The organism is Ulvibacter sp. 2210JD10-4 (genome assembly GCF_058148525.1).
Genome location: NZ_JBYVJZ010000005.1, coordinates 360,530 through 377,804 on the forward strand (window position 1 = coordinate 360,530; position 17,275 = coordinate 377,804).

Annotated in this window: 18 protein-coding genes; 13 read left to right on the plus strand and 5 right to left on the minus strand. The window is 36.9% G+C overall.

Going from position 1 to position 17,275, the window contains the following annotated elements; all coding sequences use genetic code 11:
- Positions 1-5: 5 nt before the first annotated feature.
- On the minus strand, positions 6-404 hold the full coding sequence (locus tag ACY2RT_RS13470) for an acyl-CoA thioesterase (RefSeq protein WP_490156443.1): 399 nt from the start codon (positions 402-404) through the stop codon (positions 6-8).
- A gap of 205 nt (positions 405-609) precedes the next feature.
- On the opposite strand from ACY2RT_RS13470, the gene dnaA reads away from it, so the two are divergent.
- From dnaA to ACY2RT_RS13490, 4 genes are read left to right on the plus strand one after another with little or no spacing between them, the layout of a single operon-like run.
- Positions 610-2,037: a chromosomal replication initiator protein DnaA gene (dnaA, locus tag ACY2RT_RS13475; protein ID WP_490156444.1), complete on the plus strand. Its 1,428-nt coding sequence runs from the start codon at positions 610-612 to the stop codon at positions 2,035-2,037.
- Between the two features lie 40 nt (positions 2,038-2,077).
- Positions 2,078-2,530: a low molecular weight protein-tyrosine-phosphatase gene (locus tag ACY2RT_RS13480; RefSeq protein WP_490156445.1), complete on the plus strand. Its 453-nt coding sequence runs from the start codon at positions 2,078-2,080 to the stop codon at positions 2,528-2,530.
- Positions 2,531-2,576: 46 nt separating this feature from the next.
- The gene (locus tag ACY2RT_RS13485; RefSeq protein WP_490156446.1) at positions 2,577-3,953 is read left to right on the plus strand and encodes a PQQ-dependent sugar dehydrogenase; all 1,377 of its coding nucleotides are present in this window, start codon (positions 2,577-2,579) and stop codon (positions 3,951-3,953) included.
- A gap of 9 nt (positions 3,954-3,962) precedes the next feature.
- Entirely contained in the window at positions 3,963-4,676 is a 714-nt protein-coding gene (locus tag ACY2RT_RS13490; RefSeq protein ID WP_490156447.1) for an SAM-dependent methyltransferase, read from the plus strand.
- An 8-nt stretch (positions 4,677-4,684) separates the two neighbouring features.
- On the opposite strand, the gene ACY2RT_RS13495 is transcribed toward ACY2RT_RS13490, so the two are convergent.
- From ACY2RT_RS13495 to dapF, 4 genes are all read right to left on the minus strand, one after another.
- A complete protein-coding gene (locus ACY2RT_RS13495) occupies positions 4,685-5,332 on the minus strand; it encodes a peptidoglycan-binding protein LysM (RefSeq protein ID WP_490156448.1) in 648 nt (215 codons plus the stop codon).
- A gap of 247 nt (positions 5,333-5,579) precedes the next feature.
- Positions 5,580-6,623, minus strand: a complete 1,044-nt coding sequence (mltG, locus tag ACY2RT_RS13500; RefSeq protein WP_490156449.1) for an endolytic transglycosylase MltG — start codon at positions 6,621-6,623, stop codon at positions 5,580-5,582.
- Positions 6,613-7,146 (minus strand): GNAT family N-acetyltransferase, encoded by a 534-nt coding sequence (locus tag ACY2RT_RS13505; RefSeq protein ID WP_490156450.1) that lies wholly within the window; start codon positions 7,144-7,146, stop codon positions 6,613-6,615. The genes mltG and ACY2RT_RS13505 overlap by 11 nt, the downstream gene beginning before the upstream one ends.
- Positions 7,143-7,916, minus strand: a complete 774-nt coding sequence (gene dapF / locus ACY2RT_RS13510; RefSeq protein ID WP_490156463.1) for a diaminopimelate epimerase — start codon at positions 7,914-7,916, stop codon at positions 7,143-7,145. Before dapF ends, ACY2RT_RS13505 begins: the two co-directional genes overlap by 4 nt.
- A gap of 131 nt (positions 7,917-8,047) precedes the next feature.
- Between dapF and ACY2RT_RS13515 the strand changes: the two genes are divergently transcribed.
- The 9 genes from ACY2RT_RS13515 to ACY2RT_RS13555 all read left to right on the plus strand — a co-directional run bounded on the left by ACY2RT_RS13515 (position 8,048) and on the right by ACY2RT_RS13555 (position 17,165).
- On the plus strand, positions 8,048-9,439 hold the full coding sequence (locus ACY2RT_RS13515) for a S1C family serine protease (protein WP_490156451.1): 1,392 nt from the start codon (positions 8,048-8,050) through the stop codon (positions 9,437-9,439).
- Positions 9,440-9,575: 136 nt separating this feature from the next.
- Positions 9,576-11,024, plus strand: coding sequence for a glyceraldehyde-3-phosphate dehydrogenase (locus ACY2RT_RS13520; protein ID WP_490156452.1), 1,449 nt, complete (start codon positions 9,576-9,578; stop codon positions 11,022-11,024).
- 79 nt (positions 11,025-11,103) lie between these two features.
- Positions 11,104-11,544: a GNAT family N-acetyltransferase gene (locus ACY2RT_RS13525; RefSeq protein ID WP_490156453.1), complete on the plus strand. Its 441-nt coding sequence runs from the start codon at positions 11,104-11,106 to the stop codon at positions 11,542-11,544.
- Between the two features lie 42 nt (positions 11,545-11,586).
- Positions 11,587-12,081, plus strand: a complete 495-nt coding sequence (locus ACY2RT_RS13530) for a tetratricopeptide repeat protein (protein ID WP_490156454.1) — start codon at positions 11,587-11,589, stop codon at positions 12,079-12,081.
- A 2-nt stretch (positions 12,082-12,083) separates the two neighbouring features.
- On the plus strand, positions 12,084-12,758 hold the full coding sequence (gene trmD, locus ACY2RT_RS13535; protein WP_490156455.1) for a tRNA (guanosine(37)-N1)-methyltransferase TrmD: 675 nt from the start codon (positions 12,084-12,086) through the stop codon (positions 12,756-12,758).
- Between the two features lie 119 nt (positions 12,759-12,877).
- The gene (gene rplS, locus ACY2RT_RS13540; protein ID WP_490156456.1) at positions 12,878-13,228 is read left to right on the plus strand and encodes a 50S ribosomal protein L19; all 351 of its coding nucleotides are present in this window, start codon (positions 12,878-12,880) and stop codon (positions 13,226-13,228) included.
- Positions 13,229-13,798: 570 nt separating this feature from the next.
- On the plus strand, positions 13,799-16,027 hold the full coding sequence (locus ACY2RT_RS13545) for an NADP-dependent isocitrate dehydrogenase (RefSeq protein ID WP_490156457.1): 2,229 nt from the start codon (positions 13,799-13,801) through the stop codon (positions 16,025-16,027).
- A 105-nt stretch (positions 16,028-16,132) separates the two neighbouring features.
- On the plus strand, positions 16,133-16,954 hold the full coding sequence (gene murQ / locus ACY2RT_RS13550) for an N-acetylmuramic acid 6-phosphate etherase (protein ID WP_490156458.1): 822 nt from the start codon (positions 16,133-16,135) through the stop codon (positions 16,952-16,954).
- Complete coding sequence (locus ACY2RT_RS13555) at positions 16,941-17,165, plus strand: DUF6095 family protein (RefSeq protein WP_490156459.1); 225 nt, start codon at positions 16,941-16,943, stop codon at positions 17,163-17,165. Before murQ ends, ACY2RT_RS13555 begins: the two co-directional genes overlap by 14 nt.
- Positions 17,166-17,275 lie beyond the last annotated feature (110 nt).

Consider the following 17,275-nt stretch of genomic DNA (forward strand, 5'->3'; position numbering starts at 1 on the left):
TTTCATTATTCTTTGAGTTTATTTAACAAATAATCAGGTGCTTTCATCAACTTTTTTGTGGTACGATTTACAAAGGCCAATGCAGTGGTGGCAGTAACTAAAAGTTGACCTGCTTCATTATGAATTTCATAATAGAACTCAATTTTAAAAGTAGGAATTTTCCTTAACACTGTGGTAACAAGCAAAATATCATCATAATAGGCTGGAGATTTGTAATCTATTGACATATTTACAACAGGTAAATGTATATTGTTTTCTTCCATCCATTTGTACGAAAAGCCCAATTCACGCAGCCATTCAGTTCTTCCCTGCTCTAAATATTCTGCATAATTCCCATAGTACACAATACCCATTTGGTCTGTCTCTCCATAACGAACTCTTATTTTTGTAAGATTTTTTTTCAAAGTTTATATGCTGAAAAAGGAACTTTTTTTTGTAGATTTGAATTAGTTACAGTATGCGAAAAAAAAACTACAAATTCAATACCCTTTCTATTTTTTTTTTCATTTTTTTGTTCACATATTTGTAGTGTTAATAAATTGTTAGGGAAAACACTTTTTCTCTTTTTTTATCGACATTATTTAACTAACTAAAACTTCAAATTAAACTATGAGCAAAACTGCGGAATCGGTTTGGAAAAATTGTTTGTCCTTTATTGAAGATAATATAACTTCACAAGCATACAAAACCTGGTTCGAACCTATAAAGGCAGTGAAACTCACAGACAACGCTCTTAGCATTCAAGTACCTAGCAAGTTTTTTTATGAATGGCTGGAAGAACATTACGTTAAATTATTAAAGGTTGCCCTTACTAAAGAATTGGGTACAAGTGCCAAATTGGTGTATGTTATTAAAATGGAGAACACCTATGGAAACAAACAACCTTTTACCGAGAAGATTCCAAGTTCAAATAGAAGTCAGGTGCAGTCGCAAGATGTAGATGTACCTTTAAAGAATAAAAGTCCTGAACTTAAGAACCCTTTTGTAATTCCGGGAATTCGAAATGTAAAAATTGAATCACAGCTTAATCCTAATTATAACTTCGATAACTTTTTGGAAGGTGAATCCAATCGTTTAGCGCGATCTGCAGGAATGGCTGTAGCCAACAAACCCGGAGGTACTTCTTTTAATCCGTTATTGGTCTTTGGAGGAGTTGGTTTAGGAAAAACACATTTGGCACATGCCATTGGAGTTGAAATAAAAGACAAATATCCTGAAAAAACTGTCTTATACATTTCAGCCGAAAAGTTCACACAACAGTATATAGAGTCTGTAAAAAAGAATAACAGAAATGATTTTATTCACTTCTACCAGATCATAGATGTATTGATCGTAGATGATATTCAATTACTTTCCGGGAAAGCAGGAACTCAGGATGTATTCTTTCATATATTCAACCACTTGCACCAAAACGGAAAACAAGTTATTTTGACAAGTGATAAGGCTCCGGTAGACATGATCGATATTGAGCAGCGTTTGTTATCTCGTTTCAAATGGGGGCTTTCAGCAGAATTGAATCATCCGGATTACGACACTCGTGTTGCTATCATAAAAAATAAATTGTACAGGGACGGTGTGGAAATGCCGGAAGACATTATAGAGTTCCTGGCAAATAATATAAAGACCAATATCCGTGAATTGGAAGGTGCCATCATTTCATTGATCGCACATTCTTCATTCAACAAGCGGGAAATTACCATTGATCTTGCCAAGAAAATTGTAGACAACTACGTTAAGCATACCAAGCGTGAAGTATCTATTGATTATATTCAAAAAGTAGTAAGCGAATATTTCCAAATGGATGTGGATACGCTTCAATCTAAAACCAGAAAACGTCACATTGTTCAGGCAAGACAACTCGCTATGTTCTTTGCTAAAAAGTTTACAAAAGCTTCTTTGGCTTCCATTGGTTCGCAAATTGGACAACGAGACCATGCTACAGTTTTACACGCTTGTAAGACCGTAGATAATTTGTCCAGTACCGATAAGCAATTTAGAAAGTACGTAGAAGACCTCAATAAAAAGCTTACCTTATAATAATCATCCGGTGCTTCACCGGTTCTTTATAATTACCAATATGAAAATTAAAATTCTCATGGTCTGCCTTGGAAACATCTGCCGTTCTCCTTTAGCAGAAGGTATTTTAAAATCTAAAGTTGATCCTTCGGAAATATCTGTAGATTCAGCAGGGACTGGAGGTTGGCATGTTGGAGAGTTGCCGGACAAAAGAAGCATTGCTGTAGCTGAAAAGTATGGTTTGGACATCACAGACCAGCGAGCTAAGAAATTTTCACCATACGACTTTGAAACTTACGATCATATTTTTGTAATGGATAACTCCAATTATCGTGATGTAGTTCAACTTGCTAAAAGTGAAACAGAAATTGAAAAGGTAAAACTCATCCTTAACGAAATCTTCCCAAATGAAAATATGGATGTTCCGGACCCATATTACGGAGGAGATAAAGGCTTCGAAAATGTATTCCAAATGTTGAATGAAGCCTGTGAAAAAATTGTACAAAGATTATAACTTTTATTATTGAAGGGTTTTCATTACTTTAGAAAAAAAAAATATTATGAAAAAGTATGTCCCTTATCTATTCTTTTTCCTGTGCTTGAGTTTTTTAAAAGCTCAAACTGTGGAAATCTCATTATTTGCAAACGGGTTTAGTAGCCCAATAGACCTTCAAAATGCCGGTGATAGTCGCCTTTTCGTTGTAGAGCAAGGAGGCCGGATCAAAATTTTGAATTCGGATGGCACCACAAATCCTACTCCTTTTTTAAATATTTCCAGCCTGGTGTCAAATGGAAGTGAACAAGGTCTTTTAGGCTTAGCATTTCACCCTGATTATAGTACAAATGGCTATTTCTTTGTAAACTATACTAAGACAAATGGAGATACACGCATCTCCAGATTTTCTGTAGATCCGGGAAATCCCGATATCGCCCTTCCCGGTTCCGAATTAACAATTATAGAATACATACAGCCGTTTCCAAATCATAACGGTGGTGGTATTGCTTTTGGTCCTGACGGGTACTTATATATTGCTGCCGGAGATGGTGGAAGTGGCGGTGATCCCGGAAATCGCGCACAGAATACTACTATACTTTTAGGAAAATTGCTGCGTCTTGATATTGACAATCCCGGAGGCGGAAACAATTACGGTATCCCCACTGACAATCCTTTTGCAGGAAGCACTGTAAATGCTCAAGAAATATGGGCTTATGGATTACGAAACCCATGGAGGTTTTCTTTTGACAGTGCAAACGGTGACATTTGGATAGGTGATGTAGGTCAGGAAAATGTTGAGGAAATTGATCGAGCAGGAGCTACAGAGGCCGGCCTTAATTATGGATGGCGTTGTTATGAAGGTTCCGATCCGTATAACACATCAGGATGTCCCAACCCAAGCGAACTTACCTTCCCTATTGCAGAATATTCATCTAGCACCGGAAGTGGTAATTGTTCTATTACAGGAGGTTATGTGTACAGAGGTAGTGATTACCCCAGCTTAAATGGTCTTTATTTTTACGCTGATGTTTGTAGTGGAAGAATAGGTACAGTGACCAGTGGTGGTACTCTGGTAGACCACGGTACTTATGGAGGTTCCTGGACCTCTTTTGGCGTTGACGTAGACAACGAACTATACATTGTTGATCACGGAGGGCGTATTTATGAAATTACCAGTACTTTAGGAACGACCGATTTTAATACTGCTCAAATTTCCATGATCCCGAACCCTGCTTCGGAAAATGTGACTTTTAGTTCTGAAAACCAAAATATAGCAACTATTACCATTGTAGACCTAAAAGGAAGTACACTTATTTCTGAAGAAAATATTTTTCAAACCAGCAAGAATATATCTGTGGCCGGTTTAAGTCGGGGAATTTATCTGGTTAAAGTATTTTCTGAAACCGGTTCCTTTAGTATTAAAAAATTAGTGGTCAAATAATATGTATTGATGCCTCCCCACAAAGGAAATCTATATTTAATACCATGTACTCTGGGGGAGACTCCTCCCCTGGAGGTACTACCCCTTTTGGTAAAGAAGGCCGTGGAACATATTGACCATTATATTGTGGAACACGAGAAAAGTGCCCGCCATTTCATTAGAAGTATTGTCCCCCGAAAATCACAACCCGACCTTCATTTTCAACTCATCAATAAATTCACTAGCGAGATTGAAATTCCTGAAATGCTGGCTCCTTGTTTTGAAGGTTTTGATGTAGGTGTAATTTCAGATGCCGGTTGCCCCGGAATTGCTGACCCCGGAGCTGCAGTAGTAGAACAGGCACATATAAAAGGTATTAGAGTTGTACCTTTAGTAGGCCCCTCCTCAATATTGATGGCGATGATGGCCAGTGGCTTTAACGGTCAGAATTTTGCATTTAATGGCTATCTTCCCATTGACAAACGTGAACGAAAAACAGAAATTAAGCGTTTAGAACGCCTTTCCAAAGAACAAGGCCAGTCACAGTTGTTCATTGAAACACCCTATCGAAATAATCAAATGATGGAAAGCTTATTAAGCACATTACATAAGGACACGCAATTATGTGTTGCTTGTGATATAACTCTTCCTTCAGAATATATTAAAACCACATCAGCAGAAGAGTGGAAAAAAATAAAGGTGGATCTCAGTAAAAGACCCACCCTATTTATTATTCAAAAATAATGCTCTTCTTATAAAACCCTTGCTTTCTTATCTGCTACGATAAAAGAAGTATCGTAACCTGAAAATTTCTTAAGGTAATATCTGATTGAAGTTCCATTGGCATCTGCAAAACCTATTTCACCACCACTTCTCAGGTATTTTTTTACATTTCCTGCACCGGCTAAATGTGCTGCAGCTAAAATTCCGGATTCGGTAACTTTAACACCATTCATATATCTACCACTATATCTTTTAATGTCTCTGCGCAAGATCCATTTATTTCTTGATGTATAAGCTTCAAAAGCCTTTTCTTGTAAATAGGTATCTTCTAAAAAACCCTCGGCATTCTTAACTCCAATCATTCTTAAAGTTGCTTTTGCAAACTGATATTTTCCCAGATAACCATATTGATTAATTATGGCATAATCACCTCTGGATTCTTTAAAGCCTAGAGCTTCCTTAAATCCAACATATGTCTTACCTAGAAATAAGCTATAAACAGCAGATGCTTCTTTAGTATCTACGAGATCAAACTCGTTAGGAACATGGTAGCAAACCTCAACATTCTCATCCACTTTATAATGAGAAAGGTCAACACGTTTGCCAAACGAAAAACCTGAAGTAACTAATATGGTTACTAAAAGTAATGCAACGACTTGTAAGTGACTCTGTTTCATTTTTTTAAAAAATTCAGGTGAAATTTCTTACACCTATCATTTCAGCGTGCAAAAGTACGATTTATTTCAATATTTTTCTATGATACTTGTTAAAAATTGTTAAATCGACAATAAAATGGGGTGATATTACCTTTTTTTTAACAATTCTTTAATGCAAGATAGCTTTTAAAGCAATTGAAATCCGAAGAAAGTATTTCTTTAATTAACATATTTCTTCACATTTTTAGAGATGCAAAGCTCTGGTGAGTTATCGATTTACCCTATTTGCATTTACCCAACGTACATATTCGGCTTTATTGCGATTGTGTTGCCTTAAGGTCTTAGCAAACTTATGATAGCCAAAATTAGTAACATCGGCTACAAAAAAGATATAATCGTGCTTCTCATAATTCAACACAGCATCTATTGAAGAAATATCAGGCATAGTGATAGGTCCTGGCGGAACACCGGTATATTTATAGGTATTGTATGGAGAATCCAGCTCAAGGTCACGGTACAACACCCGTTTAATGACCTGGTCAAAATCATTTTCAGCCTTCTTTTTGGCATAAATTATAGTTGGGTCTGCCTGTAATGGCATTCCTTTTTTAATTCGGTTTACATAAACTCCTGCAACACGAGGACGTTCGTCTGTTTTAGCAGTTTCCTTTTGTACGATAGCTGCCAAGGACATTACCTGTTCTTTGGTTAATTCCAAATTTTTTGCTTTTTGAGTGCGGTCCTCATTCCAAAAACGCTTGTATTCAGCAAGCATACGTTTGCAAAATTCTTCCGAAGAGGTGTTCCAATACAATTCATACGTATTAGGAACATACATACCTAAAGCTTCATCTATACTGAGTTTAGCGTCTGCTAAAAAATTGTTATCTCTCATAGCGTTCAATAATGAAAGACTGTCTATTTCAATTTGATTTGCTATATGGCCGGCAAGGTTTTCCAGTCGCTCCTGATTGTTGAACTTAATTTTAACAGGGACATTATTGCTGCGAATGGTATTAACAATATCGTTATTGTTCATCCCCTTCTTAATAATATAATGCCCTGGTTTAATATTGGTCGGGTATCCTTTTCTATTGGCAACAGCTTCAAAGGCAACCACATCCTCCAAAAGGGGTTGTAATTCATCTAACACATCACTAAAACTCGCTCCGGTGGAAATGTAAATATGTGCTTCCTCATTATTAAATGCAGTATTTGAAACAAACACACTATTATATACATAGTAGGCAAAAGCTCCCATCGCCACCAAACCAATTAACAATACAATTACTAATATCTTTTTAATGTACATGGCCAAATAACTGATATAAATATTCGTTCTTATAATTCCCTTCCGAAAAGATCCAGTCTTTCTTCACTCCTGCCTTACTAAAGCCCAGCTTTTCAAATAATTGTATACTCCTTTTATTATCTTCAGTAATATTGGCATAGACCTGATGCGCTTGGAGGTGCTTGAATACATAATCACACACCAATTGAAGTGATTGTAAAGCAAAACCTTTCCCTCTGTCTTCTTCCTTAAAAATAACAATTCCAACTCCTACTCTTTTGTGTTTTGGGTCAAAATCAAAAAGGTCAATAAAACCTATCGGATTTTTATCTTTACCGGAACAGATCACCAAACGCAATTGCTTAACATCATAGATATCACGATGTGCGCTGTCCAGATACTGTTTCAATACAAACTTAGAGTAAGGAGTAGTTGTATTACTAACTTCCCAAACTGTTTCGTCATTTTCCAAAGCATATAGAAAATCCAGATCCGAAGGTTCTAAAGCACGCAATTGTATGTCCTTTCCAGTTAAAGTCTTCATTTCCAAATTCCTTTAAAAACCTGTACCGCAGGCCCTGTTAGGTAAATATTTTCATACCCCGAATCTGTCTTTGTAAAAGCTACCGTAAGTAGTCCTCCGGGGGTTTGTAGTTTAACAGTATTTGCTTGTGTATTACCGGTTTCAAACATTGCCAGAGCCACTGCTGTTACACCTGTTCCACAAGATAGTGTCTCATCTTCTACTCCTCTTTCATAGGTTCTTACTGAAAAAATGTCATTTCCAATAGCTTCCACAAAATTAACGTTGGAACCTTCTTTTCCGTATATGGTATTCCGAATTGTTTTTCCTTCGGAATACACATCAAATGTTTCTAAATTTGAAACCAACTCCACATGATGTGGCGATCCAGTGTCCAGAAATACATGACTGTCTGAAACTTTTACAAATATTACATCATTCATTTTAAGTGAAATTATATCATCTTTAATGGTAGCTTCGTGCATTCCATCGACTGCTTCAAAGGTTGCTTTGTCATCAATGATCCCTAAGAACTTTGAAAAATGAGTAATGCACCTTCCACCATTACCACACATCGAGCTTAAATTTCCATCTGCATTATAATAGACCATGGAAAAATTGGCAGAAGGATGCTCTTCCAGTAAGATCAACCCGTCTGCACCTATGCCAAATTTTCGGTCGCATAGCTGTGCCACCAATTTGGTATTGTTTTTGGGGAATTTTTTTGGACGATTATCAATCATCACAAAGTCATTGCCAGTTCCTTGATATTTGTAGAATTCAAATTCCATTTGTGCAAAGGTATAAAAAGCCATCTCTAGTTGGACCTTTTTAGGCTTGTTAAATGGAAGTTAAAAATGAAACCTTTGAGAAATATTTTCGTCATTTAATAGTTAATTTTAATGTATAAATGTAATAGAATATGAAACAAACACTTCGATTATTTATGGTAGCGCTCGTTGCAGGCGCACTAACGTTAGGTGGATATAAGGCTTTTGTTGAAACCGATCCTGTTTCAATAATTTCTGAAAACGAAACACCTTCTTTTATTCCGACTAATTTTTCAGCTACAGCAGCAGAAATGAACACAGATTTTACTCAAGCTGCTGAAAAGACTGTAAACTCCGTAGTTCACGTTAAGAATAGAACCATATCTTCACAACCAAGAAGTATTATGGATTATTTTAGTGGTAGCGGGACAACCCGAGAAATGATTGGTTCCGGAAGTGGTGTTATTATTTCTGCAGATGGTTACATCATTACCAACAATCATGTTATTGCCAATGCATCAGAACTATCTGTCACGCTTAATAACAACAAAACCTACAATGCAGAACTTGTTGGTACAGATCCTAAAACCGATATTGCACTGATCAAATTAGACAGCGATGAAAACTTTCCTTACGTTCCTTTTGGAGACTCTAATGAGGTAAAAATTGGAGAATGGGTGCTCGCCGTTGGAAATCCATTTAATTTAACTTCGACTGTAACTGCCGGAATTGTAAGCGCAAAAGCCAGAGACCTGAATGAGTTTGATGGTAATCCGCAATCATTTATACAAACGGATGCAGCTGTAAACCGTGGTAATAGTGGTGGAGCACTGGTAAACACCCGTGGAGAACTAATTGGGATCAATACTGCGATAACTTCCGAAACCGGGTCTTATGTGGGGTATGCATTTGCAGTACCCTCCAACAATGCCCGCAAAGTAATTGAAGACATCATGGAATTTGGTAATGTACAACGTGGAATTTTAGGAATTACCGGAGGCACATTAAATTCTAGGATAGCCAATGAGATTGGAACCGATGAAACCGAAGGTGTTTATGTAAGCAGTGTTGAAAAAGGCAGCGGTGCGGAAAAAAGTGGAATATATGAAGGAGATATCATTAAACAACTGGACGGTTATAAGGTTGGGAAATTTTCGGACCTGGTAGGATATTTAGGATCTAAACGACCCAATGATGTGGTAGAAGTAACTGTACTTCGTAATGGAAGAGAAAAGAGAATTCCCGTTACACTTATAAAACTAGAAACCTTTGAAATTACAGATATCGGTCTGGAGGTTAAAAATGCCAGTGCTTCAGACTTAAAAGAACGAGGAGTTAATAACGGTGTTTTAGTGACCCGTGCGCTAACAAGAGATATGGCGCAGTACAATCTTACCGGTATTTTGATCACAAAGATCAATGACCAAAAAATAACAGATATTGATGACGTAAAACGTATTATGAACCGCAGAGACTACAATACACCTATTAAGATGACCTTTGTAGATCAACGTGGCGAATTAAACTCGTTCATCTTCAGGTAGTTTGTTTCTTTCTGAAGAAGGTACCCCTCTTAAAGTTATTTTTTTTAGAGGGGTATTTATTTTTACTAATATGCTTCACTAAAACGTTTGAAATATCTACTTTTGCAAAAATTTTAAACCCTAAAACAACACAACTATGAGTTTTGATGACGTTTATGAAAAAGAACTGTCTTTTCAAACCGACCGCAGAAAAGCAACCGTAGAATTTATTAAGATCGTTAGTGACCTATGGTATGACAAATCTATTGAATTGGTACTTTTCAGAAATCAATTAATAGACAGAAACGTAAGTGAGATCTTAAATCTTCACGAATATGCCGGAGAATTTGTACAAAAACCTATTTCTATTTTTGATTCCGTAGAAATTGCACAAGCTATCAAAACTCTTGATCTGCCTCCTGCAAAACTGGATATTGGTAAATTAACTTTTGAGTACCACTTGGAAGACAACCAATATAAGGACGCCATTGCATTTGTTGTTGATAAATTAAAAGATGCCAAAGAAACAAACAATATCTCTCCCAAAGATGTTGTTTTATATGGCTTTGGAAGAATTGGACGTTTGTTGGCCAGAGAATTAATGACACGTACCGGACAAGGGAGTCAGATGCGTTTACGTGCTATTGTTACCCGTGGAGCCATTAATGAAACCGTTCTCGAAAAGAGAGCGTCATTACTTCAGTATGATTCGGTACACGGAGATTTCCCCGGAACAGTTCGTGCAGATATTGAAAATAAAGCACTGATCATTAACGGGACTACCGTATATATCATTTCAGCAAATGCTCCCGAAGAGATCGACTATACCCAATATGGTATTGACGATGCTTTGATTATTGACAACACCGGTGCATTCCGTGATGAAGAAGCATTAGGAAGGCACTTAAAAGCCAAAGGCGCGTCTAAAGTATTACTTACAGCTCCCGGAAAAGGAGTTCCAAACATAGTACACGGTGTAAATCACGAAGAGAACGACCCCAGCAAAATAGATATATTTTCAGCAGCTTCCTGTACAACCAATGCCATCACACCTATATTAAAGGCTGTGGAAGATTCCTTCGGTGTGGTACAAGGGCATTTGGAAACCATCCACGCTTATACCAATGATCAGAATCTGGTAGACAATATGCATAAAAAATATCGTCGTGGCCGTGCTGCTGCTTTAAATATGGTGATCACAGAGACCGGTGCCGGGAGTGCTGTTTCAAAAGCACTACCTTCTTTTGAAGGAAAACTAACTTCTAATGCGATCCGTGTTCCTGTTCCTAATGGATCTCTTGCGATATTGAAACTGGAATTGGAAACCGAAACTTCTAAAGATGGTATGAATGCCGTAATGAAGAAATATGCTTTGGAAGGAGATCTGGTAGAGCAGATCAAATACTCCTTGAACAATGAGTTGGTATCCAGTGATATTGTAGGGTCTTCGGCTCCTTCAATTTTCGATAGCAATGCAACTATCGTAGCAAATGACGGTAAGAATTGTGTATTGTATGTTTGGTACGATAATGAGTACGGATATAGCCACCAGGTGATCAGATTGGCAAAACATATTGCTAAAGTGAGAAGATTTACCTACTATTAACAGGTATTAAAATAATTTCTGAAAAGCCCGTTGAGAGATCAATGGGCTTTTCTTTTTAGAAAAGCTGTAATTTTAAAACATGAAAATAATCCAAGCTACACAGGAAAACCTCGATCAGTTAGTTCCTCTTTTTGACGGATATCGGGTATTCTACAAAAAAGCTTCCAATCCCGAAGCGGCCCATAAGTTCTTAAGTGAACGATTTGAGAAAAACGACTCTGTTATATTTTTGGCGTTAGATGAAAATGGAAAAGGTCTGGGTTTTACACAGTTGTATCCAAGTTTTTCTTCGGTAGCCCTACAGCGTACCTATATTTTAAATGACCTTTTTGTTTCAGCCGAAGCCAGAGGAAAAGGAGTTGGTGAAGCAATTATGAACGAAGCAAAAGTATTTGCCATTAAAGTAGGAAGCTGTGGCCTTACTCTTGAAACCGATTTCGACAATCCGGCACAAAAACTATATGAACGTTTAGGATGGAAAAAGGACACCAAAGTTTTTCATTATACCTGGGAGATATAATCTAACCTAATTCTTGTATTTTTACAGTCTAAATTTTACACTATGGATCACCTTACCAAACTAGAAGAATTATTGGATCAGGCCAATTCCGATATTAAGAACGGGCATTATGACGAAGCAACCAACAAACTGGAAAAAATAATTGATATGGACCCCAACTTCGGAAAGGCATACAACCACTTGGGTTATTTATACGAAGTAAAATTTAAAGAATACGAAAAAGGAGAAACCTTGTATAAGCTATGTCTGGAAAAATCCCCAATGTATCCGGCAGTATATTACAACTACTCAATATTACTTTCTACTTTGGGTAAATATGATGCGCTAAAAGAGCTATTGGACAGGGCCATGAATATTCCCGGTATTACAAAATCTACCATCTATAATGAGTACGCTATAATGTATGAGCAGCAAGGGAAACTGGAAGAAGCCATAGAACACTACAAGAAAGCAGCTTTACAGACCTTAGATAAAAATGTACTGGATCGCGCTAAAGGTTCTATTGATCGCTGTAAACAAAAACAAGAACTTCTGTAGCAATGCGGATCGATATTATTACCGTTTTACCGGAACTGTTAAAAAGTCCTTTTGAAGCCTCTATTTTAAAGCGAGCCATTGAAAAAGGGATTGTAGAAGTGCACACACATAATTTAAGGGAGTATTCCACCAATAATTACAAACAGATAGATGATTATCAATTTGGGGGAGGCGCCGGAATGGTAATGATGATAGAACCCATTGATAAATGTATCTCTCAATTGAAAGCCGAAAGAGATTACGATGAGATCATCTATATGACTCCGGATGGAACAACCCTCGATCAGGGTATTGCAAACGAACTCTCCATTAAAAAAAATATTATCATACTCTGTGGTCATTACAAAGGAGTGGATCAGCGTGTTCGGGATCATTTTATCACCCGGGAACTATCAGTAGGTGATTTCGTGTTGAGCGGAGGCGAATTAGCAGCTGCAGTGGTTTGTGATGCTATCATACGGTTAATTCCGGGAGTATTGGGTAATGAAACAAGTGCTTTGACCGATAGCTTTCAGGATAATTTATTGGCTCCGCCTATTTATACACGACCTGCTGACTATAAAGGCTGGAAGGTCCCAGAAATTCTTACAAGTGGAAATACGGTCAAAATCGAAGAATGGCGTGAAGAACAAGCTATAAAACGTACCGAAGAGCGAAGGCCGGATCTATTAGAGTAAAAAATAGCCACAAAGTATTGTAACATAGTATAATTTGCTTATTTTTGCACGCAATTTGATTCAACCTCTGGCGAGAAACGTGAATGTTGTTTTAAATAAACCATTATCAAAGAAACAAAATGGAAGAGTTAATAAAATTTGTACAAGACGAGTTTGTAACTAAGAAAGATTTCCCAAAGTTCAGTGCCGGTGATACAATTACTGTTTACTATGAAATTCGTGAAGGAGAAAAAACAAGAACACAGTTCTTTAGAGGAGTAGTAATTCAGGTAAAAGGAACTGGATCATCACAAACATTTACTATCAGAAAGATGTCCGGAACTATTGGTGTTGAGCGTATTTTCCCGATCAATTTACCAACCCTTCAAAAAATTGAAGTCAATAAAACAGGTAGTGTTCGTAGAAAGAGAATCTACTACTTTAGAGGGCTTACCGGTAAGAAAGCTAGAATTAAAGAGAAAAGAGTTTAATTTTCTCTTATCCATAAGTATAAAAAAGCGGCCTTTGAAAGGTCGCTTTTTTTATGAACAAATGTTAATAACCCAAGTTTATAAATGGTTAATATTTAATACGTTATAAAACTTGTTTTTTAAATTTTCTGTTTTACATTAGCAGTATCAAAATGGTGTTACAGCCGGATTGAAAATAAAGTAACGTTCTTTATATATTTTTTTTAATTGTTTGAGATGCTAACTGTCTTCGTGATCGTTAGGGTTGAGATTAAAAAAAGTTTGAGACTGTTTTTTTGGGACATAGGGTAGCTTTTAGTTACTGGTTCAATCAAAACAAACCTCATTGAAACAAATCACAACTGCAAGGGTATAATAAACTTGCCTCGAATTGTAAAGATTAGTTGGTAACGATCTGTTTCACAAGAAGCCATAGCAATGTAGCAATACAGTGTTATGGCTTTTCTTGTTTTTGAAAGCACTTCAAAAATAGCCCGGTTGCTCTTTTAAAACCCTTCCCAAATCGCTATATTTGCAGTTCTTTAAAAGCAAAAGCTCTTTTTAATAACCACTGAAAAACCAACTCATTCAATGTCAGAAACTGCTAAAATTATTTATACAAAAACCGATGAGGCTCCCTACTTAGCAACACATTCTCTACTTCCAATTATTAAATCATTTACTGCTCCCTCCGGAATAGTAATTGAAACAAGAGACATTTCATTAGCAGGTAGAATTTTAGCAAACTTTCCAGAATACCTTACAGAAGAACAAAGAATAAATGATGCTTTAACACAATTAGGAGAACTTGCAAAACAACCGGATGCCAATATCATAAAGCTCCCAAATATTAGTGCTTCCATCCCACAGTTGACTGAAGCCATCACCGAATTGCAAGCTAAAGGTTATAAACTGCCGGATTATCCCGAAGAGCCTCTAACCGAAGAAGAAAAGAAGGTCAAAACAAAATACGATAAGATTAAAGGAAGTGCTGTAAATCCGGTTCTCCGTGAAGGTAACAGTGACCGCCGTGCTCCTAAAGCAGTAAAGAATTACGCAAAAAAGAACCCCCATAGCATGGGTCCCTGGAGCAATGATTCAAAAACACATGTTTCTACTATGGATTATGGTGATTTTAGGCATAATGAAAAGTCTGTAACAATTGCCAATGCAGGAAATGTGAAAATCATTCATACAGATACTTCAGGAACTCAAACCATTTTAAAAAAGAATATTCCCATACTCGAAGGTGAGATCATAGATGCCACGGTTCTTTATAAAAAAGCATTGATTACTTTTTTAAATGAGCAAATAAAAGACGCAAAGGATAAAGGCCTCCTTTTTTCTTTACATATGAAAGCAACGATGATGAAGGTTAGTGACCCAATTATTTTTGGCCATGTAGTACGTGTCTATTTTTCAGAATTATTTGAAAAGTATGCTGATCTATTTGATGAATTGGGGGTTGATGTTAATAATGGTTTTGGTGATCTGGTGAACAAATTAGAAGAGCTCCCTTCTTCAGAAAAAAATACCATTATAGCAGATATACAAAAAATCATGGATAAAAATCCGGATCTGGCAATGGTAAATAGTGATAAAGGGATTACCAACTTGCATGTGCCAAGTGATGTGATAATCGATGCATCTATGCCGGCTATGATCCGTAATTCTGGACAAATGTGGGACCAAAACGGGGATACCAGAGATACCAAAGCTGTAATTCCTGATAGTAGCTATGCAGACCTATACCAGGTTACGATCGATTTTTGTAAGCAACACGGTGCTTTTGACCCTACAACCATGGGAACAGTCCCCAATGTGGGTTTAATGGCGCAAAAAGCCGAAGAATATGGCTCTCACGATAAAACTTTTGAAATTGAAACCAATGGAACTGTTAGTGTTGTGGATAACGACAGAACAGTATTAATAGAACATGAAGTTTCAAAAGGAGATATTTGGAGAATGTGTCAAGTTAAGGACCTGCCTATCCAGGATTGGGTGAAATTAGCAGTAGCCCGGGCTAGAGCCACAGGAAGTCCTGCAATATTTTGGCTCGATGAAAAAAGAGCTCACGATGCAGAATTGATCAAAAAAGTAAATGCATACCTCCCGGATCATAATACAGAAGGGCTTGAAATTAAAATACTTTCTCCAAAAAAAGCAACCAAATATACTTTAGAGCGTGTTAAAGAAGGAAAAGATACCATATCTGTGACCGGAAACGTATTGCGGGATTATTTAACAGATCTCTTCCCTATTTTAGAATTGGGGACCAGTGCCAAGATGTTATCAATTGTCCCATTGATGAATGGCGGAGGACTATTTGAAACCGGTGCCGGAGGTTCTGCTCCAAAGCACGTTCAACAGTTTGTAAAAGAAGGACATTTACGATGGGATTCTCTGGGAGAGTTTTTAGCAATCGCTGTTTCCCTAGAGCATTTAGGAGAGAAATACAATAACTCCAAGGCAGTTTTACTCTCTGAAACATTAGATGATGCAACTGAAAAACTACTTGAAAATAAAAAAGGCCCATCCCGTAAAGTAAATGAATTAGATAATCGTGGAAGCCATTTTTATTTAGCTATGTATTGGGCACAGCAATTGGCAACTCAAAATAAAGATGCAATATTAAAAAATCGCTTTACAACTATTGCACAAAAATTGACAGAGCATGAAAGTATTATTTTAGATGAACTAAATGCAGCTCAAGGAAATCCAGTAGACATTGCAGGATACTATTGGCCGGATGAAGAACTTGTCTACCAACAAATGAGACCCAGTAAAACATTTAATAATATACTCTCGGAAATAAAATAAAAATCTGTAAAAGAGAAGGGTGTTTTAGAATTTCAAACCCTCCTCATCTTATACAATTGAACAACAAACTTATGCGAGTTCACCGAAGAATTGTAATTTTGTAGTATGAGCTTTACTAAAACTACCGAAGCAGATTCCAATTACGACGATTTGGAGAAAATGGACATTGCTGATTTGCTTCAAAATATTAATACTGAAGACAAAACAGTTCCCGCTGCAGTTGAAAGATCACTTCCGCAGATCATTGCCTTAACCAAAATGGTAGCTACAAAACTTAAGGCAGGTGGGCGTTTATTTTACATTGGAGCCGGTACCAGTGGCCGTTTGGGAATTGTTGATGCAAGTGAGTGTCCACCCACTTTTGGTGTACCGCATGAGTTAGTGATTGGCTTAATTGCCGGTGGCGATACTGCTATTAGAAAAGCTGTGGAATTTGCCGAAGATTCTCATTCTCAAGGATGGAAAGACCTTCAAGAATACCATGTGTCAGAAAAAGACATTGTGATTGGAATTGCAGCTTCAGGTACTACTCCATATGTAATTGGTGCTCTTCAAAAATGTAATGAAAAAAATATCCTTACAGGTTCAATTACTTGTAATAACAAAAGCCCTTTAGCCGCTATAGCAAAATATCCTATTGTTGTGGTTGTAGGTCCTGAATTTGTGACTGGTAGTTCACGTATGAAAGCCGGAACAGCCCAAAAGCTGGTTTTAAATATGATCTCTACTGCAGCAATGATCCAATTGGGGAGAGTGAAAGGAAATAAAATGGTTGATATGCAATTGAGTAATAATAAATTAGTGGATCGCGGTACTAAAATGATCATGAATGAGCTTCAAATTTCAGAAACTGAAGCGCAAAAATTATTAGACACTCATCAAAGTGTTCGTAAAGCAATTAATGTCTATAAAAATGAAGCACACTGATAAACAATTGTTGGTCAAAGGAATAAAAAAAATGGCACTTGCCCTGCCCCTACTTTTCTTAAGCCCCTATCTATTGACCCTTTCCTTTATGAACAAGGAAAATTTTGTATTCTATATTGCTTTGATTTTAGGGCTTATTGCTGGTATAGCAGCAGTATATTTATGTTTTAAAGGTATTAATACCATTATCAAATCTATGTTTGGCAACTAGGTATTTTATTTCTGAAGAATATTCCAAAACTTTTATAACCAAAAAAACCTTCATCTTACAAGATGAAGGTTTTAAAAAGAAGGCGGCGACCTACTCTTCCACAAGTGTAG

Excerpts from the sequence above, each read along its gene's own strand:
- dnaA (WP_490156444.1), top strand. The coding sequence starts at position 610 with ATGAGCAAAACTGCGGAATCGGTTTGGAAAAATTGTTTGTCCTTTATT.
- ACY2RT_RS13480 (WP_490156445.1), top strand. The coding sequence starts at position 2,078 with ATGAAAATTAAAATTCTCATGGTCTGCCTTGGAAACATCTGCCGTTCT.
- ACY2RT_RS13485 (WP_490156446.1), top strand. The coding sequence starts at position 2,577 with ATGAAAAAGTATGTCCCTTATCTATTCTTTTTCCTGTGCTTGAGTTTT.
- ACY2RT_RS13490 (WP_490156447.1), top strand. The coding sequence starts at position 3,963 with ATGCCTCCCCACAAAGGAAATCTATATTTAATACCATGTACTCTGGGG.
- ACY2RT_RS13495 (WP_490156448.1), bottom strand. The coding sequence starts at position 5,332 with ATGAAACAGAGTCACTTACAAGTCGTTGCATTACTTTTAGTAACCATA.
- mltG (WP_490156449.1), bottom strand. The coding sequence starts at position 6,623 with ATGTACATTAAAAAGATATTAGTAATTGTATTGTTAATTGGTTTGGTG.
- ACY2RT_RS13505 (WP_490156450.1), bottom strand. The coding sequence starts at position 7,146 with ATGAAGACTTTAACTGGAAAGGACATACAATTGCGTGCTTTAGAACCT.
- dapF (WP_490156463.1), bottom strand. The coding sequence starts at position 7,916 with ATGGAATTTGAATTCTACAAATATCAAGGAACTGGCAATGACTTTGTG.
- ACY2RT_RS13515 (WP_490156451.1), top strand. The coding sequence starts at position 8,048 with ATGAAACAAACACTTCGATTATTTATGGTAGCGCTCGTTGCAGGCGCA.
- ACY2RT_RS13520 (WP_490156452.1), top strand. The coding sequence starts at position 9,576 with ATGAGTTTTGATGACGTTTATGAAAAAGAACTGTCTTTTCAAACCGAC.
- ACY2RT_RS13525 (WP_490156453.1), top strand. The coding sequence starts at position 11,104 with ATGAAAATAATCCAAGCTACACAGGAAAACCTCGATCAGTTAGTTCCT.
- ACY2RT_RS13530 (WP_490156454.1), top strand. The coding sequence starts at position 11,587 with ATGGATCACCTTACCAAACTAGAAGAATTATTGGATCAGGCCAATTCC.
- trmD (WP_490156455.1), top strand. The coding sequence starts at position 12,084 with ATGCGGATCGATATTATTACCGTTTTACCGGAACTGTTAAAAAGTCCT.
- rplS (WP_490156456.1), top strand. The coding sequence starts at position 12,878 with ATGGAAGAGTTAATAAAATTTGTACAAGACGAGTTTGTAACTAAGAAA.
- ACY2RT_RS13545 (WP_490156457.1), top strand. The coding sequence starts at position 13,799 with ATGTCAGAAACTGCTAAAATTATTTATACAAAAACCGATGAGGCTCCC.
- murQ (WP_490156458.1), top strand. The coding sequence starts at position 16,133 with ATGAGCTTTACTAAAACTACCGAAGCAGATTCCAATTACGACGATTTG.
- ACY2RT_RS13555 (WP_490156459.1), top strand. The coding sequence starts at position 16,941 with ATGAAGCACACTGATAAACAATTGTTGGTCAAAGGAATAAAAAAAATG.